Annotated in this window: 19 protein-coding genes; 12 read left to right on the top strand and 7 right to left on the bottom strand. The window is 45.5% G+C overall.

The annotated features are described in order from the left end of the window. Window positions 1–10: 10 nt before the first annotated feature. From wecB to DMB88_RS23980, 6 genes are all read left to right on the top strand, one after another. On the top strand, window positions 11–1,102 hold the full coding sequence (gene wecB / locus DMB88_RS24005; protein WP_128103365.1) for a non-hydrolyzing UDP-N-acetylglucosamine 2-epimerase: 1,092 nt from the start codon (window positions 11–13) through the stop codon (window positions 1,100–1,102). Continuing rightward, the gene (locus DMB88_RS24000; RefSeq protein ID WP_128103364.1) at window positions 1,095–2,081 is read left to right on the top strand and encodes a polysaccharide biosynthesis protein; all 987 of its coding nucleotides are present in this window, start codon (window positions 1,095–1,097) and stop codon (window positions 2,079–2,081) included. Before wecB ends, DMB88_RS24000 begins: the two co-directional genes overlap by 8 nt. After that, window positions 2,078–2,905: a dTDP-4-dehydrorhamnose reductase family protein gene (locus DMB88_RS23995; protein ID WP_128103363.1), complete on the top strand. Its 828-nt coding sequence runs from the start codon at window positions 2,078–2,080 to the stop codon at window positions 2,903–2,905. The genes DMB88_RS24000 and DMB88_RS23995 overlap by 4 nt, the downstream gene beginning before the upstream one ends. Beyond that, the gene (locus DMB88_RS23990; RefSeq protein WP_128103362.1) at window positions 2,887–3,828 is read left to right on the top strand and encodes an NAD-dependent epimerase/dehydratase family protein; all 942 of its coding nucleotides are present in this window, start codon (window positions 2,887–2,889) and stop codon (window positions 3,826–3,828) included. The genes DMB88_RS23995 and DMB88_RS23990 overlap by 19 nt, the downstream gene beginning before the upstream one ends. After that, a complete protein-coding gene (locus DMB88_RS23985) occupies window positions 3,825–4,580 on the top strand; it encodes a glycosyltransferase family 2 protein (RefSeq protein ID WP_128103361.1) in 756 nt (251 codons plus the stop codon). Before DMB88_RS23990 ends, DMB88_RS23985 begins: the two co-directional genes overlap by 4 nt. A 290-nt stretch (window positions 4,581–4,870) precedes the next feature. Next, a complete protein-coding gene (locus DMB88_RS23980) occupies window positions 4,871–5,587 on the top strand; it encodes a glycosyltransferase (protein WP_164848781.1) in 717 nt (238 codons plus the stop codon). A 276-nt stretch (window positions 5,588–5,863) separates the two neighbouring features. On the opposite strand, the gene DMB88_RS30355 is transcribed toward DMB88_RS23980, so the two are convergent. Both DMB88_RS30355 and DMB88_RS23975 read right to left on the bottom strand, forming a co-directional pair. After that, complete coding sequence (locus tag DMB88_RS30355) at window positions 5,864–6,034, bottom strand: hypothetical protein (RefSeq protein WP_164848780.1); 171 nt, start codon at window positions 6,032–6,034, stop codon at window positions 5,864–5,866. Continuing rightward, window positions 6,031–7,269, bottom strand: a complete 1,239-nt coding sequence (locus DMB88_RS23975) for a glycosyltransferase family 4 protein (RefSeq protein ID WP_128103359.1) — start codon at window positions 7,267–7,269, stop codon at window positions 6,031–6,033. The genes DMB88_RS30355 and DMB88_RS23975 overlap by 4 nt, the downstream gene beginning before the upstream one ends. Window positions 7,270–7,456: 187 nt before the next feature. Here DMB88_RS23975 and DMB88_RS23970 point away from each other — a divergent pair, with 187 nt between their 5' ends. Continuing rightward, on the top strand, window positions 7,457–7,816 hold the full coding sequence (locus DMB88_RS23970) for a hypothetical protein (protein ID WP_128103358.1): 360 nt from the start codon (window positions 7,457–7,459) through the stop codon (window positions 7,814–7,816). Between the two features lie 401 nt (window positions 7,817–8,217). Then, window positions 8,218–9,702: a DHA2 family efflux MFS transporter permease subunit gene (locus DMB88_RS23965; protein ID WP_128103357.1), complete on the top strand. Its 1,485-nt coding sequence runs from the start codon at window positions 8,218–8,220 to the stop codon at window positions 9,700–9,702. A gap of 212 nt (window positions 9,703–9,914) precedes the next feature. Here the strand turns inward: DMB88_RS23965 and DMB88_RS31525 are convergent, their stop codons facing one another. From DMB88_RS31525 to DMB88_RS23945, 5 genes are all read right to left on the bottom strand, one after another. Next, window positions 9,915–10,298 (bottom strand): hypothetical protein, encoded by a 384-nt coding sequence (locus DMB88_RS31525; RefSeq protein WP_254438325.1) that lies wholly within the window; start codon window positions 10,296–10,298, stop codon window positions 9,915–9,917. Beyond that, window positions 10,295–12,478, bottom strand: a complete 2,184-nt coding sequence (locus tag DMB88_RS23960; protein WP_254438324.1) for a DUF5704 domain-containing protein — start codon at window positions 12,476–12,478, stop codon at window positions 10,295–10,297. The genes DMB88_RS31525 and DMB88_RS23960 overlap by 4 nt, the downstream gene beginning before the upstream one ends. Before the next feature lie 821 nt (window positions 12,479–13,299). Further along, the gene (locus tag DMB88_RS23955; protein ID WP_128103356.1) at window positions 13,300–13,659 is read right to left on the bottom strand and encodes a hypothetical protein; all 360 of its coding nucleotides are present in this window, start codon (window positions 13,657–13,659) and stop codon (window positions 13,300–13,302) included. Then, window positions 13,623–14,636, bottom strand: coding sequence for an S-layer homology domain-containing protein (locus DMB88_RS23950; protein WP_128103355.1), 1,014 nt, complete (start codon window positions 14,634–14,636; stop codon window positions 13,623–13,625). Before DMB88_RS23950 ends, DMB88_RS23955 begins: the two co-directional genes overlap by 37 nt. Before the next feature lie 458 nt (window positions 14,637–15,094). Next, on the bottom strand, window positions 15,095–16,168 hold the full coding sequence (locus tag DMB88_RS23945; protein ID WP_128103354.1) for a glycosyltransferase family 4 protein: 1,074 nt from the start codon (window positions 16,166–16,168) through the stop codon (window positions 15,095–15,097). Window positions 16,169–16,513: 345 nt separating this feature from the next. On the opposite strand from DMB88_RS23945, the gene DMB88_RS23940 reads away from it, so the two are divergent. The 4 genes from DMB88_RS23940 to DMB88_RS23925 are packed head-to-tail and all read left to right on the top strand — an operon-like array spanning window position 16,514 to window position 20,721. Continuing rightward, window positions 16,514–17,662: an ABC transporter ATP-binding protein gene (locus DMB88_RS23940; RefSeq protein WP_217363758.1), complete on the top strand. Its 1,149-nt coding sequence runs from the start codon at window positions 16,514–16,516 to the stop codon at window positions 17,660–17,662. Next, window positions 17,659–18,375: an ABC transporter permease subunit gene (locus DMB88_RS23935; RefSeq protein WP_128103352.1), complete on the top strand. Its 717-nt coding sequence runs from the start codon at window positions 17,659–17,661 to the stop codon at window positions 18,373–18,375. Before DMB88_RS23940 ends, DMB88_RS23935 begins: the two co-directional genes overlap by 4 nt. A 4-nt stretch (window positions 18,376–18,379) precedes the next feature. Continuing rightward, window positions 18,380–19,774 carry a GldG family protein gene (locus tag DMB88_RS23930; RefSeq protein WP_128103351.1) on the top strand — a complete coding sequence of 465 codons (1,395 nt, stop codon included), beginning with the start codon at window positions 18,380–18,382 and terminating at the stop codon, window positions 19,772–19,774. After that, a complete protein-coding gene (locus tag DMB88_RS23925; protein WP_128103350.1) occupies window positions 19,771–20,721 on the top strand; it encodes a DUF4340 domain-containing protein in 951 nt (316 codons plus the stop codon). The genes DMB88_RS23930 and DMB88_RS23925 overlap by 4 nt, the downstream gene beginning before the upstream one ends. Window positions 20,722–20,796 lie beyond the last annotated feature (75 nt).

Here is a 20,796-nt window from a genome sequence, read left to right as displayed (position 1 = left end):
AGGGATTACGATGAAGATCATGACTGTGCTGGGCACGAGACCTGAGATTATTCGGCTCAGCCTGATCATTTCCAAGCTGGATCAGTACGCATCCAAGCACATTCTGGTGCACACAGGACAGAACTTCACGGAGAGTCTGAGTGGTCTTTTTTTCAAAGAGATGGGTCTGCGTGCTCCAGACTATGTGCTTCAGGATGAGGCGGCCTCTTTAGGTCGACAATTATCCTCCATGTTCTCTCAAATGGAAGACATCTTGCTGCAAGAGAAGCCAGATAAAGTGTTGCTGCTTGGTGACACCAATAGTGCGCTCTGTGCTGTGTTGGCAGAACGTATGGGGATTCCCGTCATTCATATGGAAGCAGGTAACCGCTGCTTTGATCTGGACGTACCAGAGGAGAAAAATCGTCGCGTCATTGATGCGATATCCACAATAAATATGCCTTATACCGAACAGAGCAAAAAACATCTGGTCAGTGAAGGCGTGCCCAGTCGGCGAATCGTACTGACAGGCAATCCGATTTACGAAGTGATGCTGCATTATAAAGCGCAGGTAGATGCCAGTAAAATTTTGCGGAAATTAAAGCTGAAGTCCGGACAATATTTTCTTGTTACAGCACACCGGGCTGAGAACGTAGATCATCCACCGCATTTATTGGAAATTATGAAGGGCTTGAATCATGTTGCTGAAACGTATGGCCTCCGGGTAATCTGTAGCATCCATCCACGAACTGCCATCCGGATTGCAGAGCATCTGCAGTTGGAGATGAATCCATTAGTGGAATTTCATGAGCCGTTCGGATTCTTTGACTTCGTGCTGCTGGAACGTCATGCCCGCCTCGCACTTACGGATAGCGGTACTGTGCAAGAGGAGTGCTGCATTATGGGGGTTCCAACGGTAACGATGCGACGGACAACAGAACGTCCTGAGACGTTGGACTGTGGCAGTAATGTGGTGTCTGGGCTGGATGCTGCGCGCATTGCAGATTGTGTGAAGGTGATGACGGAGCTATCCAATGATTGGGAGTGCCCGCAAGGTTACAAGGCTACAGATGTATCCAGTAAAGTGGTCAAATTTCTGCTTGGAGGGAAAATGCATGTTTGAAAATAAGCGTATACTCGTGACTGGCGGTACTGGATCATGGGGTTATGAACTTGTAGCTCAACTGCTGCCTCAGCAACCCAAAGAAATTATTGTGTACTCACGCAATGAATCAAGCCAAGTGGCGATGAGCCGTGATTTCGAAGATCCTCGTCTGCATTTCCGCATCGGTGATATTCGTGACAAAGAAGCACTAACTGCGGCATGCCAGCAGGTGGACTATGTGTTTCACTTGGCTGCACTCAAGCATGTTCCGGTATGTGAGGATCAGCCGTATGAAGCGTTGAAGACCAATGTGATCGGTACCCAGAATGTGATTGAAGCGGCCATTGAGAACAAGGTGGAAAAGGTCATTTATATTTCAACCGACAAGGCAGCCAACCCATCGAATTTCTATGGAATGACAAAGGCCATCGGTGAAAAATTAATTGTTTATGCCAATCTGCTGCACAGCAACACACGCTTCGTCACGGTACGGGGAGGCAACGTGCTTGGCACCAATGGGAGCGTTGTCCACCTGTTCAAGAATCAGATCCGTCAAAAGGGCCAGGTATCGATTACCGATATGAACATGACACGTTTCTTCCTGACGCTGAAAGATGCGATCACTTTATTGTTCAAGGCTTCGGTGGAAAGCGTGGGTGGCGAAATATTTGTCATGACGATGCCTACCTGCAAAATTGTGGATCTCGCTGAGGTATTGATTGAAGATTCAGGTGTTGAGAATGTTGGCATTGTAGAGCGTGGCACCCGCCCAGGCGAGAAGATTCATGAAATTCTGATGAGCGAGTTCGAAAGTATGACTACGGTTGTCTACGACGAGCAGTATTTAGTTATTCTGCCTACGCTCGGTATTCCAGGGCTCAAGGAGCATTACACCGACTGCCCTCCGGTCTCCTTCAGTAGTTTTAGTTCCGAACACCAATTGATGACCAAAGAGGAGATTCGTGAAATCCTCAAGCGCGGAGGATTCTTGTCATGAAGTTGCTGATACTTGGGGGAAACGGAATGGCCGGCCATGTGATGGTCGACTATTTCCGCCGTCAAGGTGTGCACAGTGTGTTTTATACCACTCGGGATGCTTCTGATCCTAATGGACTGTTACTGGATGTAAACGATAGTTTCATGGTGGATCGTTTGGTGGAAGCTGTGCACCCTGATGTAATTGTGAACGCTGTGGGTGTGTTGAACAGTTTTGCGGATGTAGACAAAATCAATGCTTATCATATTAATGGTTTTCTTCCACACCGTCTACGCCGGGTCGCAGATACGATTGGTGCACGGCTCATCCATATCAGCACAGACTGTGTGTTCAGTGGAGACCGTGGAGGTTATACCGAGTCGGATGTTACGGATGGCACCTCTTCTTATGCGATCACGAAGGCATTGGGTGAAATTCAGGATTCAGGACATCTGACCATCCGAACATCTATTATTGGTCCCGAAATCCGGAAGGGCGGCATTGGTTTAATGAACTGGTTCATGTCCAGCACGGGGGAGGTTGGTGGATATACCCGTGTGTTATGGAACGGGGTTACAACCCTTGAGCTGGCGAAATGGGTAGATCATTATCTCGCTTCACCTGTCAGCGGATTGATCCATCTTGCCCATCCACATCCACTAAGCAAGCATGATCTGCTCGTATTATTGAAGCAGATCTGGAACAAGGAGGATGTCGTCATTGTCCCCGATGATCGTATGGTGCAGGATCGCACGCTTGTATCAACACGAGTGGATGTGAAGACAGACCTTCCGGAGTATTCTACAATGCTGAAGGAGCTGGCATTATGGATGGAGCAGAGCTAACAGGCAAGAAGGTGCTCATTACAGGTGCCTCAGGTTTTACCGGACGACATGCTGTAGCGTTTTTTCAAGCCGTTGGTGCAGAGGTCGCCGCAGTCGTTAGACGTGAGAATGTTTATACGTTCACTAAGGGTACACATGTGCACGTCTGTGACCTGAATGACAAAGACCAAGTTCGTGAGTTAATTGACGAGGTGCAGCCTGATTATGTGCTGCATCTCGCAGGTAAAAATTCCGTGCCAGATTCATGGGCTGATCCGCTGCTTGTACTGGAGACGAATGTCATGGCGGTGCTGTATTTGCTGGATGCACTGCGCAGCTGTCCTGCTGCAAGAACGGTCATTGTAGGCTCACGATTAAAATACACACCAGAACCAGGTAAAGTCCCTCAGCCTCCGCATCCCTATAGCCTTAGTAAAGCTCTGGAGGAGATGGTGACCCTGTCGTGGATGTCTCTTTTTGGTCAGCAGATTATGATGGCTGAACCGGGCAATCTGATCGGTGCCGGTCCTTCAACAGGAATCTGCTCACTGCTCGCGCGTCATATTGTTGCCTGTGAGCAGGAGGGCAAGACGGAAGCTTTTCGCCTCTCAGGTCGGGAGAACACCCGTGATTTTCTGGATGTACGTGATGCAGTGCGAGCCTACGCTACATTGTTAGTTCACGGAACGACGGGTACGGTGTACCCTGTTGTCTCTGGTACGGAGCGTAGTCTGGGTGAGATCGCGGATACGTTATTGTCGATGTCGAGTGCAAATGTACCTGTGCGCTGGGATGGAGCCACCTCAGGCCCAGACGGCGCTGGGGAAGAGGAACAATTGTCGCTGCTGCGCAAACTGGGTTGGCAGCCACTCATTCCGTTTGCACAATCCCTTCAGGATATTCTAAGTGATGTTCGTATCCGGCAAGGGAGGGGAACGGTTTGAATCCGAAGGTGTCCATAGTCATTCCGTTCTACAATTGTCCTTATGTACCTCAGGCCATTCAAAGCGCCTTGAATCAGACATATGCTGAGACCGAGATCATTGTTGTTGACGATGGCTCAACGCAGTATGCCCATCTGTTGCAGCCGTATCTTCCTTATATTCATGTGCTTGGCAAAAGCAATGGAGGAACAGCGTCTGCGCTGAACCACGGTATACGCCATGCATCCGGTGAATATGTTGCCTGGCTCAGTTCAGATGATCTATTTTATCCAGACAAAATTCGGCAACAGGTTCAGTTTATGCTAGAGCAGCAAGCGTTGGTTTCTCATACTAATTTTCACTATATTAATGAGCATGCTGCTGTGACCAAATTGCTTGGCGGAGCAGAGCCGATGGCTCCTGTTGATTGGTTGCGCAGGTTCGTGAACGGTAATCCGGTAAATGGTTGTACAGTAATGATTCGTAAAGATCTGTTCGGAGCCGTAGGTCTCTTCGATGAATATTTGCCGTACACTCACGATCTGGATCTCTGGTTGCGGATTCTGCTGAACGGACATCACTTCCCGTATCTGAATGAGCCTCATACCGCCTATCGCTGGCATGAGGGTATGGGATCCATGAGACACGCTACAGTTATTGGGCAAGAAGCCTCCATGGTGTGGTCGAGATATCGTGATCCGCTGTTGCAGCGAATCGCGGGCATGGGGGATAAAAGCTTGGAGAAAGTAGGGGGTATTAGGCGGATCTTTTAAGCCTGGTAGTCCCTTTTTTCTTGAGTTGACTTTGCAACGTGCTGAAGTTAGGTAGGTGTACCCTAGTTAACTTGAACTAAGGATTAGTGAGCCTTACCACGTGAACGTCGTAATAACCTTAAGGTGGAATTAGTCTATATTTCTCTAAGTGTTTTCTTTAAATGGTGGGTTAGAAAAAAACTTGTGCGATCTTATCCCTACAGATGTCCCATACGCATCGAAAAGCATTTCATATACTAGGGAACGAGGAGTTATATTTTAGATTTGCAACCAAGAGGAGGGAGAGCCGGATGGAGCCTAAGGTATCGATCGTCATTCCTTTTTACAACTGTGCATACATTGATCAGGCCATCTACAGTGCCGTTCATCAGACATATCCTCATATTGAAGTCATCGTTGTAGATGATGGTTCTACGCAGTTTGTCGAGCGGGTACAGCCGTTTATGGATCGGATTACTTATATTCGCAAAAAAAATGGTGGAACGGCTACCGCGCTGAATGAAGGCATTAAACATGCAACTGGAGATTATTTTGTATGGCTTAGCTCAGATGATGTGATGTTGCTGGATCGGGTAGAGAAGCAGCTGAAATTTATGCTGGAAGTGAAGGCATTGTTCTGTCATGGAGCCTATCACTACGTGAATGCAGACAATGAGTGGATGGATACCATCCGTCCTGAGGTGGGAAGCCGCTTGGAGGTGCTGCAGGTACTTCTGGAAGGTTGTCCAATTAACGGCTGTACTGTGATGCTGGAGATGGATGCTTTTCGCAAATTCGGTATGTTCGATACCGATTTTCGTTATACGCATGATTATGAGATGTGGTTGAGGCTGTTTCCGGTCTATGAGCTGTTCTATTTCAATGATCCGTTAGTGTCTTATCGAGTGCATGAAAAGATGGGTACGAAGCGTCATTTTGATGAACTAAAGGCAGAGATGGAACGTGTTCAGACAAAGCATCGCCCCACATTGCTTAACCTGCTTCAGGTAGGTGGGTATTGGCAATAAGGTAGGTCTGTGAGGTGCGAGAATCGTTATAGATATGTTATATGGAAATAAGAGTATTCAGCATGTCGTATGGTTGACGGCGACAATGGAATACTCTTTTTTTAGCTGTTATTGACCTTTGGAGAGTCATGAACATAAGCAATGACATAGCAAAGGAAGCTGAGGTTTTTATCAATTTGAATGGTTAAAAGCTGAGGTGTGTAACGGGTTTCGCTTGTAAAACGTGAATGGTAAACAAACAAAACCCCTCTTGGGCAAGAGGGGCAAGTCAAGTCATTAATCATTCTGGTTTAGTATCTCCATCGATACGGGGTCAGGTAAGGTGTATCCCTTTGGCAGTTTTTGCATCAACGTATTCATGACATCATATTCTACCTCAATATGTGGTGTGGATACTGGAGTGGAGAACCAGCGATTATATAAATCACTGGGTACAAGGATCGTCATACGGAATATCCTCCTCTGTGTATGGCTTCTTGGTACACCTGTAACGTGCGCATTCCCATCTCTTCCAGTGAGCGATGCTGTTCTGCCCATGCTTTGGCCTGCATGCCTACTCGTTGGCGGGTAGCATCATCCTCTAATAGTGCATGTAATAAACTGCAGAGTGAGTTGGCATCTTGGGGAGGCACGACCCATCCCGTGTTAGCCGGGTCAACCATCTCAGGCATACCGGCAGTACCGCTAACGATGACAGGAACGCCTGCAAGCTGTGCTTCGGTCACGGAGAAAGGCTGGGTGTCTTGCAGACTAGGTTGAACATAGATGTCAGCGCGGCGCAGGAAGGAGGGGATATTGTCCAGTTTTCCAAAAAAGACAACGTCGTCTCCCACACCCGTACGGGATGCTTGATCACGTAGTTCCTCCATCAGATTACCCTCTCCCGCAATCCAGCAGACCCAATCCGAACGGATCGTTTTCAGACCAGCAAGTGCGTTAATCAATACATGTACACCTTTGATGTACTCCAGTCTACCGGTAAAGGCGATTACTTTTTTACCTGCCGGAGGTCTATGACGGAATTTGACTGCTGCTGAAGATTTATAAGACGGGAGATCGATGGCATAAGGAATAAGACGGAATTGCGATTCAGGCACGTTCAGTTCTGTAAGGGTGCTCTTGATCCAATGACTAGACACGAGAATCAGCTCGGATTGTGCAGCGCTTCTTTTCTCCAAGGAAAGGAAGTACCGACCTCTTTTGGATTGCAAATAGGTAGGGAGCGTAAGTTGTGGATTTGAATTTTGAGCATCATAAAAGGTTTCACGTGCAAGCGCTCCATGATAGCTTGTTACGAGTGGAGTGTTACGGCGTAGAATACGCTTCATGGCTACAGCGGCCACTGGATCTTGAGCATGGATGATGTCATAATGATTGACCCCAAGATACGCAGCAGCCATCTCAAAGGCATAACGATTAAGCTCATAATAAGCGAGAAGGGAGTCGGCGGTGAATTGAGGCAGGTCGGTGGGATTAAGCTTCGTTTGCAGCATCGGCCAGACTTTAGTTTTGGAGAAGGATTGATTCAGATTACGGACATAAACCTCATTGCTCGCTGCGTTAGTGCCCATAATATCAACCTCCACACCCAGTGATGTCAGGTGATCGGCCAATTGTCTTAGATATGTCCATATCCCACCCATTTGGGTTAATTCCCAATAGGTCACGAGCAGAACTCTCATAGGTACCTCCTTATCGCGGCCTGCGCAGACCGTTCTTCTATCTTTGTATTCTATGAAAAATGGGGTGCCTGAGGTCGGGCATTTCTATGCTTACGTGCAAAAATGGGTGAATACAACTGGCATTGGACGAGAGGTTGCATAAACTACATAAGGACGGATCGGTGGAAATGGGAGGGAGGGCAAGTACGTGGCTGTATATCTACTTGTGATGCATGAGAGTATGCTCCAAACGGCTGTTCCAGTCAGATATGTAGACATTGAGGTAGGTTGGGCAGGGGATGACGAAGCGGATGTATTTATAGGTGGAACGAACGATGTAGGTGGAGAGATCTATCGTTATCTGTTTCAGATTGGATCAGAGCATCATGGGTGCATGCGCAATTATGTTATTCCTAATTTGGATGTGTCTTCAGCCAGCTGGGAACTTCGAATTATTACGAATTATTCCCGTCCTTATCATCTTGCAGTTCGTTTGTATTGTCGGAGCGCATATGGACAGACTTTGGGTGTGCTCACGGAGCACCAGATGACCAAACTTGCAGATTAACAGTGAAGCAGTCTGAACGTTTAGTTCGATGATATAACGGGTACAATGTGTGACCAAACGGATGAAGCAGGTCGGAGCCTGGTTCATTTTTTTGGCGTCTAGAATTTGGCGATTACATAACTTCCAAAATTGGATTAGTGTAACTAGATATAGACAAGTTGGATCGTATGGATCTATATCTCGTACATATTGAAGCAGTTAGCGGAAAAGGAGTTAAAATTTACATATATAATTAATGACATTAAAAATATCTTGACAGCAAAGGTATTTTCGTTAAAATATACTATGATTAAAACAAAAGTTTAAAACGACAGTTTGAAACAAAGGTTTGAAACATGTTGTGATTATAAGGCTGATAGAGAGGCAAGAGATGCCTCCAGGCCGGAAAAGAGTGTGAGAATTTGAAAGAGCAAACAGCAATTCCCCAGAATCCAGCGGAGTTCTCGATAAAAACGATTATTCTACCGCTGCTGGCCATCATTGTAGGTATGATTATGGTCATTCTGGACAGCACGGTGGTGAATGTGGCGATTCCTAATCTCGTTCAGTATTTCGAGACAGATCTCAAAACGATTCAATGGACTGTGACGGGATACACCTTGGCTTTGTCTGCTGTTATTCCCCTGGCTGGATGGTTAACCGATCGATTCGGTTCCAAGAGAGTATTTTTATTTACAATTGCAATGTTTACGTTAGGATCTGTACTATGCTCGGTTGCACAATCGCCAGAGCAATTAATTATTTTCCGCATCATTCAAGGGCTTGGTGGAGGTATGGTTGCTCCGATTGGTATGGCTATGGTTTTCCGTTTGGCTCCTCCGGAGAGAAGAGGCTCCATTATGGGTATGCTGGGGATTCCGATGTTATTAGCTCCAGCACTAGGTCCAGTATTATCTGGATGGTTCATTGAGTCGTTCAGTTGGCACTGGATTTTCCTTATTAATCTTCCGATCGGGATCGTTGCGCTTATTCTATGTCTCAAATTTTTGCCGGACACGGATCGTGGACGGACACCTGCGCTTGACCTATTAGGTATGATTCTGGCACCAATTGCATTCTCCATGCTGGCTTATGGTGTTAGTGAAGGCGGGACGAGCTGGACGTCTGCAACTACACTGACTGGTGTGATTGTAGGTGGGGTAGCATTAATTCTGTTCATTATTGTAGAGCTGCGCCACAAGCATCCATTGCTAGAGCTGCGGGTATTCAAATCATCTGATTTCTCACGCGGCATTATCCTTGCTTGGGTATCACAAGTAGCTCTATTCGGGGCGATGATTCTGATTCCGCTCTACCTGCAACAGATCAAAGGATACACTGCACTGGAGACAGGACTGATTCTGCTTCCACAGGCGCTGGCATCTGGCGTAGGTATGCCACTCGGCGGTCGTCTGTTTGACAAGATTGGTGCTAGACCACTGGCATTCACAGGTTTAGGCATCATTTCCGGAGCACTGTTTATCTTGTCTTCCATCACGGCCGAAACAAGTCTTGGACTGATCATCCTTAGTCTGGTTATGATGGGACTTGGTATGGGTCTGTCCATGATGCCACTGAATACACATGTATTGAACGCTGCTCCTCGTAAACTGGTAGGTCGCGTTACGCCGCTCACTGCTGCGGCTCAGCAAGTCGTTGTGTCCTTTGCAGTTGCAGGACTGACGGGTTTCTTGACTTCCCGAGTTGCTGATCACACCACAGGAACTGGCGGAGCGAATGCAGCCAATGGACTGGTCGCTGGCTTCAACGACACATTCTTCTTGGCAGCTTGTATTGCATTGTTTGGATGCATCCTGAGTCTAATTCTTCGTAAACCGAAACAGATGAAAGAAGAGACGCTTGAGACAGGAGATCAGCCTGATCCAGCAATGATGATAGGTCACTAATTTCTTAATGATATGATCTGGAAATAAGATCTAAAAATTAGGTCTAAAAATAAGACCTAAAAATTTGATCTAAAAGCAAAAGAAACCGTTCCTTCTCAGATGGGAGAGTGATTCACCATTGAGAAGGGAACGGTTTTTTTGTACACATATGTTGAAGTTGAACATGTTGAATTAACCTATAGACATTGGATCAAGGAACCTTGTTACCGCATTTAGTGAGGCACTTGGGCTTGGAAGTCATTCCGGCTGGATTGATCAGCGTGGTAAAAGACCACATCTCCATCTTTCACAGGCAACGATCTCCCGCGATCATCCACTTGGTTCGTATTGAAACCTTCTAATCGCCACTGATTCATGAGTGGTGCATGGATGTATTGCAGATGTGGTGCATCTGTATTGCCATCGCGTAACGTTTCCAGATTGAAATTAACGACGATATATCCATTTTTCAAAAATACATCCGCCTTCTCATCAAGTACATTTTGCCTTGCTAGTGGCGTGAGATCCGTTCCCTTTGGCACAGCATACACATCGGCTGGCAAGCTATATTCACCGTACCACCGCTGAATGGCGGCATTGGCTCGGTCAACATTCACACTCGTGGAATGTTGGTCTTAGGCCCGATAAGTGTACGGATGGAAGCGGGTAGAATCATCCAATCGTAGCGACCTACCCATGTTTTCTGGTGTGAGATCTGGTCGACCAGTTGAACCATGTACTCTGCCAGCGTCGTTTGGTTGCGTTCCTGTGCCGTTAGTTCATAGGTGTACCGGTAACGTGCTGTATCTCCAAGTTCTGTGCCCGGTACATTGCGAAGTCGTGAGTTCAGCACGACGAATCTTTTCTCCAAATCCTGCGGCGATCCGATCCGGATCAGGCGTTCCTGTCCACGGTGGTAGTAGAGATCCACGGCCTGCCGTGTAGTACCATCCTTACTCACAAAATCAAAGGTAGGTGTAATACGAACACCATCGGTTGTGCCGAACATATTGCCTTTGGTCTTCAGGTCGAATTTGACATGATAACCTGTTTTCACCGCGATATTCCGAAATCCCTGTACAGGATGACTCCCCGGACGAATAGGCAGGACAAATGGTGCCAAATTACCTCTCGGATCACCATCGATCCCGTTGGTACCTGTCCAGTAGCTGACGCCACTAGCTACAGAGCTACCCATTTGTTTGCGAAATACATTCTCCCAATTGTAGTCCGAGATATCCGTCACATGAAAATCATACAACCGCCCAATGACTTCCACAGGTACCGTATCTGTAGCCACATAGTGAGCCAGATTGGTGTTTGCATCCGGTTGGGTTGTAAACGTCGAGGGTGCATTTTCCGCGATATTGCGGAATTTCACTTGGTAATGTCCCTCATCGACCCATACGGGGAGATAGAACGGAGTATCCAGCTGGTTCACCGGGATATCTACCCATGTTTCCGCAGGGATGAACTGGCTTCGGTCAGCATTGTAGACATCAAAGGGAAACTGAACCTGTTTGATCCGAAAATACTTAGCATAATCTCGGTTGCCATACCCCGGATAATTGGCTACGTCCAAGTGTTGTCCCGACGTTGGAATACGCACGATAAAGGGACGCTCTAAGATTAGCGCCGAACTAGTTGGGTCGGGTACCGTTTTCTGGTTGTGTGGCTGATCATCCGACACCCACGCGTAGTTGACGACAGGGGTATGTACCGTGACGGTGTTGATCCCCGGGATAGGTAATGTTTTGTTCGCCCCGCCGTTCACATTACCGGGAAGCAGATCGTAAAAGATCTCGCCCGAACTCGTCGTATTTGCTTTGTTCAGCAGTGAACTGCTAATCATGTTATTTGGCTTATACAGCACATCTCGACCAATCGGTGTTGGATCAGGAATGTTCGTTGGCGTAGGGCCGTTTTTGGTTGCTTCTGCGTCGTCCATGACCTTAGTGTTGTTAAATTTGACGAGGTCATTATTGACTTTACTTTGAGGCGTGTTCGACTCGGCCATACCTTTTAACAGTGCAGTATCATCCGGTACATCCGGTGGCGAGTTTAAACCGCCTGTTCGCTTCGGTGGTGTATAGGAGATTGCCGCCGTTGGTGCGGGTGTGACATGACTTTCCACCGCTTCATCATTTCTGGACTCGAGTGTTGGCGGTGTGTAGCCCGAAGGAAGCATGGTTACCGAGGTACCTGGAAGAGCATAATTCTCCATGGTTGCTTTAGCGATCTGGTAGACTTCCAGCTTGTTGATTTTCCAGTACGAATAATCTCGTGTGATCTGGAAGTTATAAGGTTTGGTTACGGTATCCCCTGTTTTTACGGGCGGTCCAGGTGAACAAGCGCCTTCTGGCGGGCAAACTTCTGGTCCAGGAATCGTCCATTCTCGCTCATAGGTGAGAGTGACACTACAATCGTACGTTGTCTTACCCGTCATCCGAGCCCAAGATTGGTCAAACAGGTAGTTGTCCGCAATCGCATTGGTATACAATGATTCGGAGGTCGGAATGCCTTTGAGTACGTCGAATTGCTCAGCGTCTCTGTTATCTGCCTTGATTACTCCGCGAGCATTCGGATCGAGGTCACTCTTATTCATTGTGGTTCCCTGTGAAGGTGGCCCGATATTAGGTGTACATGCACCACCACCGCCACCGGGATTTTGAGGCGTTTCAGGGCCATCGTACTTTGCATAAATTTTCATTTCGGGATATTTGTAGATCTCACCATGAAAAGTTACATCCCATGCATTAAACCATCTCCGTACTAATCCGTTTTCATCATTGCTCATAATCTCGTGACCTGGTAGGGAACTGTCAAATGTAGCAGAAAATTGGAACTTGAGAGTGACTTTTGGTTTGTTAGAATCATCAATTTTTACTATACGAACATCATGTATTTTGTCAGCGAGCATACAATTTTCTAAACATTTTCGGTATATTATATCGTTTTTGTTTACAATTACCTTGGAAACCTGAGATACCTCAAATTCCATTTGAGGTATAGATGGATTGGAGAGTTTTGAACTGAATGTTAAGTTCCTCTCAGACCAAGCTATGTTGGTGTCCCTCTTTTCTTGCCATCCTGAAGCTGGAATATCTCCTGCTGTTCCCACATTATAATCCCCTCTAACTGGAGGAAAAGGATCATTATTTGATCTTATAAAATGTCGTTCCCCATCCAAGTCATACATCCAATAATTTCCTGATGGTGAGCGGAACCATGCAAAGTATCCTCTTATTAATTCATCTTTAGCTGTAAGGTTGATTTTTTCTCCTTGAATTTCTCCGATTTTCCAGGAGGTATCGTTTATTTTGGTTAGATTCTTTATAAACTTGCCGTTAATGTCGTATATTGCAACAGAAGTGGCGCCTGAATTTCCTTTCTTAGGAACATTAACATTGGAATATACTAATTTACTTAATGGAATGTAATGATTGTTCTCAGAATCGACTTTCCCAATGTCACCATACAGCATTACGTCTCCAATAGGTTCATAGTTGCTTGGTACGGCTGAAGATGCCTTTGTGGTATATCCGAAATAATTCGTTATGGTGAGAAGGAGATACATCATCATAACGATTTTTACAATTTTTTTCAAAGTGTAATCACCTACTGATGATAATCTGGATTTAATTTACCTTGGTATATTGTAAAATAAGAACCTTGCCAATTACCCATTCCACCATACATAAATCGGAACGGCTTGTCTGAAATAAAGTTTGTTTTAGGAAACAGTGTACCTGTAGCAAAAGTAAGGGTTCCATTTGAAATTTCAGTAATATCTAAAGATGAATGAAATTGTTCATACTTCGGATTCCATGGCATAATTCCATACGTTCTATTAGGCTGTTTGGGGCTCTTAAAATTCTCGGGCATCTCATACCAATCATCGTTTTGAAATGAAACTAGACATGGAAATAATTCTTTAACGTTCATTTTGCCAGATATTTTTGTTTGACTGATTCCCATAACGGCATACCCATCAGAATCAAGGAGCTTGTAATACTTTCCGTTCCCAATCCATGCATACTCCGTATCTTCAATGATTTTACGGTTCGGATCTTTGGGATCACCAAGGTCAATGGCAACAAGTTTAGTGATTCTGCAGACTGCTTTGCCATTGGGGATGTACTTACCATAGCTTTGTTATTGAATGCTTCTCCATTAAATGAATCACTGAAGTATCTTGGTAACATGGTCATAATGTTGGTGTCATGCCAGAGTAATTCCGCAGCAGATACGGCATACTTATCGACGGGTAATTTTGTCCCTTGTTTAACAGAGAGAACACGTTCGATTACAGTGATCGCTTGTGCCCTTGTTGTACTGCCTTCTGGAGCAATCACTCCAGGAGATGTGCCAGATATTAAGCCGTTTTTGGTTGCCATATACATCCACTGAGTTTTTTCCACATCGCTAACACCAATTGCTCGCACAGCTACCTTTGACATTTCTTCACGGCTAATGGCTTTTGTCCAGATGGAATCCTTAAAATCGCCAGATTGATATATTGCTTCTGCTTGTGCAGCGTTAACGTACGGTGTATACCAAGAAGCACTTGCGTTACTACTGACCTCTAAATCCAATGCAGAAACTAGCATTTTGACGAATTCGGCACGAGATACATTGTTGTTGGGGAGGAAGGTACCATTCGGATAACCATCTACATAACCACGGGTCAGTGCGCCATTAATACTTTTTTCTGCCCAGTGTCCAACAATATCTCTAAAGCTTTGATCTGATTGACTGCGCGTAGATTGTACGTTTTGGCTATTGGAGTTCGCTGTGATCTCAGCATTAAGAGGTGTAGCTACATTTGTTGTTTGAAGGTCTGACCGTAATTGAGCGTGCGTAGTTTCTATTAGATTCCCAGCACCTCCAATGTTGCTCACAATCCCCGTTAACAAAGCTAAAGTCGTAATCCCGCCAACAATCATCTTTTTCATGCTTACTACTCCTCTCGAATCTTTGTTTTTCGTTCTGTGGTATGTACTTCTTTCTACCAGATACTAAATTTGACATAATAATCAATATTCTACCATGTGTATTTAGTTCAATGGTATTATTTTTCAGAAATATTCAACCAACAGAGGTTTTAATCCCCTTCCTGAGACCTATGTACCCTTAAAAAACAAAAAAAGGCCACGAATCCGTAGATTCATAGCCTTATACTTTAAGGTGTTGGTCGTCCCTATGTAATTACTTGAGAGAAAAATATAAAACAAGCATAACCGATTTCCAATCATTTGAAAAGGTGTCATTTAAGTCTTTATGAAAAGGGAACCATGATCCGAATATAATAATTTGTTTCTCAACTATAACAAACAGGAAACAGCACATCTTCCGGCTAACTTTGAAGGAGTCTGTGCTGTTTTCAAGAGGAACTAGAGATTGTTTGAGATCTTTAAAAGAAGATCCTTAAGGCGGTCATCATTTCTCGAAACGAAGCAGCATAGCGATCAGGTGAAAAGGAAATGCTCATGTGCTGACGACCCTGCCTACGGATTCGTTCACGTAGCCTTTTGTTATTCATGAGATCTATGGCCTCCGAAACAGCAGTGTTCACATGACCGATTGGGTAAAACTTGCCTGTTTTATTGTGCGTAATAAATGAACGCACGCCATCTGAGTCTGTGCTAAGCACAGGACATCCACAGCTTATCGCTTCAGCCACCGCATATCCGAATCCTTCAAGAATGGAAGTGGATAACATCAACCCACCTGATTCCGCAGTCATGGAATAGAAGGTAGGCATCTGCGAATGGGGGACGTTAACGAAAATTCCAATGCGATCCTCAAGTCCTTTTTCAGCCAACATGTGCTTGAATAATACTTCGTCTTCAGGATTGGCAAGTGTTGGATCATGGAACATCCACATTCTGGCGTTGGGAACTTGGTGAATAATCTCACTAGAAATATGCAGATATTCTTGCCAGTTTTTATTATGTTCCAGTCGACCAACCCAGGCGATAACCGGATAAGGAGGCACATCCACTTTAAGTGGGCTAAAGGTCTGCGTATCTAGCATATTCGGGATGACAAATCGATGTAGCCAAGGGCAGATGTGAATGAACATTTCTAATAAATGATCGGTAGGAGGAATAACGGCGGCATCGCAGTATGCTTGCAGATAGGGAATGGCCATTTGGATTGTTTCCAGTGCCTGATCCCGTGTGCCGAGTCCTTGTGCTTCAAAGATAATTCGTCCTTCATATCCTAATCCTCTAAGTCTGCCGGGCATGGATATATCCGAAGTGACAATAATGGCATCATACTGATGTTGATCAAGCAATACCTTAATCTCCGCGTCATTGGAGGCGGTAAATACGGGAGTTCCGGTGCCATTCTGTAGCCCAGAGCCTGGGTACAGGTATAACACATGTGCGTCTATGCCATGACGTTTCAATGCGGCTGTGCGTAGCCGATTCAAGGTGTCTACCCCACCGCTCGGCACAAAAAATGTGAATAGAACTTTCACAAGGTTCACCTCTGACTATTGTGCAGGATTGTACATGTGGCTCCTGTAGTCTGCACAGATTGTTATCATATCCTTGGCAATGGGTATAACTGCTCCTAGGGTATGGTACGTTTCCCCAAAGCACAGGGTGTGGGTGAATGTAACCCTATTCACATTTTGGACATATTTTTTTAAGCTTCCTTTTAAGGAACATTAATCTAGCTTTAGGGTATTGCAGCTATGCTGGAATAAACATCCCGTGTAGAGCCGTCAGCAGATCAAACGATGGCACACGGGTTATTTTAAGTGTGAGTTCAAAAAAACGGACGTTTTGAGCAAACTCTTTAACGGGAAAGGATGAATGATGTGCTCGAAGTGAAACAAGTTAGTAAAGTGTATGATGGACAACGTGGCGTACATCAACTGGATTTCACAATGGAGCGCGGAGAGATCGTGGGATTTCTAGGGCCTAATGGGGCGGGGAAAACAACGACGATGCGAATGATAACCGGTTATCTGCAACCAACGACAGGATCGATTGCGGTAGATGGCGTGTCTGTGCATGAACAAGGCAGAAGAGTGCGTTCGAAGATTGGTTATCTGCCTGAGACTCCTCCTTTGTACCCAGATATGACTGTGCAATCGTATTTGAAATTCGTGGCGAATCTGAGAGATGTTGCACCACGTGAAGTGAAGCTGCGCGTTAGCGAGATGATTAGTAGGCTGGGTCTACAGAGCCGAGAAAAACAATTGATTCGTGGGCTGTCCAAAGGGTACAAGCAACGCCTTGGACTTGCCGGGGCAATTATCCATAAGCCTGATCTGCTTGTGTTGGATGAGCCAACATCTGGACTCGATCCGAATCAGATTATTGAGATTCGCGATCTTATTCGCGAGCTTGGTGAGAACCATACTGTGCTGCTAAGTACACATATTTTGCCTGAAGTCAGCGCTCTCTGTAATCGCATGTTAATCATTAATCAGGGTCAGCTTGTTCTTGATGGTTCACCGCAACACTTTGGCTCGGCGATTGGAGATCAATTTAAAGTCGCAATTGAGGTGAAGGCAACCGAGGAACAGTTACATAACTTGCTTACTCCTTGGGAGAAGGTTCGAAGTGAGGTTGTTGCATCAACTGGAACGGAAGGTGGAACAGATTCAGATACGGTTAAAATGTTGCTTACCGGCGAATCCTCTGAGGATTTCCGAGAAGAGTTATTTTATCTATTGTCTGGAGCAGGACTACCGATCCTGGAGATGAAAAAGGAAAATCTCAGTCTGGAGCAGATCTTCCTGAAACTTACGACAACGGAGACACAAGCAGAAGTTGTATCGCACGAAGCGGAGGACATTCATCCTGCTACGTCCACTACAGATCCAGAAACGAGTGTAAATCAGACAACAAGCGTTGATCTGAAGCCAGACCTAGTGACAGACAACCATCAATCCACAGAAGAGTCAACGACAACGTCTGATGAGTTGCCCCATTCTCGGAAGGAGGAGGACTCCAAATGAGACGAATGATGGCGGTTTGCAATAAGGAGCTTCAGGCCTACTTCCTATCACCAACATCGTATTTTGCGTTTGCGGTGTACGTCTTGATGACAAGTTTGTTGTTCTATTCGAGCTTTGTATATTATCAACCCAGTATAGTGGATTATCGCCTCGTGCTTGGTGATACATTGTCCATGCTGTTATTTGTAGTGCCGTTATTAACGATGAGACTTGTGGCAGAAGAGTTTCGACAAGGAACGGATGAATTGCTGCTAACCTCACCTGCACGAGTTACGGAAATTATTTTCGGTAAATACTTGGCTTCACTAGCCATACTGGTTGTGCTTATTCTGTGTAGCTTGGTATATCCATTCATTATGTCCTTCTTCGGAGAGCTCGATTTGACATCGGTATGGTTGTCGGCGTTAGGTTTATTCTTTTTAGGCAGCAGTATGATGGCGATTGGATTGTTCGCTTCAACGTTATCTCAGCATCAGATGGTGTCTGCGGTAGCGGGTTTTATTATATTGCTCGTATTGTGGATGCTTGATTCATTTGCAGGCAATACAGGTTCTACTTTGCAGCAATGGCTCGATCCATTTGCGCTAACGAATCGGTTTGACAGCTTCACCAAAGGTGTGCTCAGTGGCCCGGATATTTTGTATTATGTAACGCTCTCTGGTGTGTTTCTGCTGTTAAGCATTCAAATTGTAGAACGGAAACGGTGGAGGTGAGAAGATGAAAAAATGGTTAAGTCATACCAACAGCACCGTACTGTCAGTAGCGGTCATTGGCATCTTTATTTTGCTAACGCTGTTTCTGAATTCTCTTGGAGGTTTCCAACTCGATCTAACTTCTAACAAACAATACACCTTATCTGATCAGACGCTTACCGCCATCAAAAATGTAAAAGAGGACGTCAACATTCTGGTGTTAACCGTCGAAAATGCGAATAATACTGTCCTTAATCGTGAAGTGACAGATATGGTACAGGAATATACGAAACGTAACGGCAAGCTGAAAATGGAGCAATATAATCTGACGCAGGAGCCTACGCTCGCATCCAAGTATGGGATTACAGGTAGTTCCATCGTTCTGGAGCAGGGAGATCAGCATAAGGTTATTGATATTGCGAGTCTATTTACAGCAGCAGGTGATGGAAGTGATGGATCGTACCAATTTACAGGTGAAGAAGAGCTAACTCAGGCGTTGATGAATCTATCTTCAACGGAGATGCATAAAATGGTGTTCCTGACCGGGCATGAAGAGCTTGGTTTGGATCAGCTGACAACACTTCGTTCGTCTCTGGAGCAGAGCAACATCACAACAGAGGAATTACAACTAAATCAAGCGGGGCAAGTTCCAGCTGATGCCGATGTACTTGCCATTATTGGTCCACAGCGTGACATTAGCGATACGGAGCTGAAAGCCATTCGCACCTATTTAAGTAATGGTGGTAAATTGTTGCTGTCCCTCGGATTCCATGAAGATATGGAGTCAGGTTGGAAGAACATTGATGCCCTTGCTGCGGACTACGGTGTCGTGGATGAGCATGCGGTGATGGTGGATCAACAACAAGCGAGTACGATGGGGCCTTTGTGGGTTGTACCTGAATATGAATCTCATGCAATAACGGATAAATTAGCCGAAAGTAAGCTATATCCAATGTTATCTCTGTCCATTGCGTTAACGAGTAAAGAGCAGGACAAATATACGTTGTCCCCACTTATTCATTCGTCAAACGATAGTTATGGGGAGAAAGATATTGCGGGTCTGCTACAAAACGAAACCTCTAACGATCCGCAGCAGGATGTACAAGGTCCGGTGGAGCTTGGGTATGCAGCAGATACGACGGATGGTAAACCAAAAGCGGTCATTCTTGGCTCCTCAATCTTCATGCAGGATTCAGAGATTGCCAATGGAGGGAACCGTGATTTTATTCTGAATGTGGCGAATTATTTAAGTGAGAAGCAGGATGGATTAACGATCAGACCTCGTATACAAGCTGGTTATCAAGTGGCCTACCTAAACGGTGAACAAGCCAGAGTAATATTCTTTGTGGCGCTAGTGGCATTCCCGCTCGTCTTTGTGATCATTGGAGTACTCTTATGGTGGAGGCGTAGACGTGTATGAGAAAATGGATGCCAACGATACTTGCCGTATTGGTTCTGATGGTGGGCTGGATGTATGCAGCCAGTCAAAATTATTTTCGAGAAGAAGCAGCGGAGCAGGTAAAATTGCTTGGGATTCAAGCTGGAGACATCGAGGCAATTACGATTCATAGCCCAACGACTGAAGGGAACAGTGTGGCAAGCGAAGAAACTTCGCAACTGAAACTGGAGCAAGGGGTCTGGCATATGGTTGAACCAAAAGCTTACCCTCTGAACGGTTATGCCATAAGCAGTTTGCTGGATGCTTTAAGTGCAGCGGATCAGGATCTTGTCGTTGAGGAGACTCCGACGAATGTTGAGAAGTATGGACTAGGTACAAATGCTGCAAAGCTGGACATACAGCTCAAGGATCAACGTAAAATCGAACTCACGATTGGAGGTCAACTGCCAGCCGACGATGCTCGTTATGTTCGTGTAGACTCAGGCGCTATTGTCGCAGTTAAGAGTGAAACGATTAGTGGTATCGAGTTGTCACGGCGTGAGCTGCTGGATACAACACCGTTCAACCTCGATGAGTCGAATGTGCAGTCTCTGGACTGGGAGGGTGAAGCAGCCACCTGGATATTAAAATCAACGGCTCAAGAAGGTGCGATGGAGAAACAGTGGACATTTAATGGCGCTGAATTGGAAGCAACAGATGCGGTCTCCTTGATCGGGAAAATAAAAAATTTAACGACTGCCGATGATGTCCGCCGAGCTTCTGAGCTGAAAAACACTGTCCCTCGATTTACATTTACAGTAGAACAGAATGTGAATGGAGAGACGATTACAGATGTATATCGTGGGCTTATGGTAGCTTCTGACCCAGACCAGATCTGGGTAATTACACCGGATGGCGAATGGGCTTACGGTCTCCAAACAGATGTGTTGCAGGATGTAGAGAATTCCGCTGAGGCGCTGAAAAAATGAATGTGGTGAAGCATTCTTATACAAAAATATTTGTAATCATGTTATAGATCTATCTAACGGTGCTGCATAAGTTGC

Origin of the sequence: Paenibacillus sp. DCT19 (assembly GCF_003268635.1) — a bacterium.
Lineage (GTDB): Bacteria > Bacillota > Bacilli > Paenibacillales > Paenibacillaceae > Paenibacillus.
This window is presented reverse-complemented; position numbering and strand designations above follow the sequence as displayed.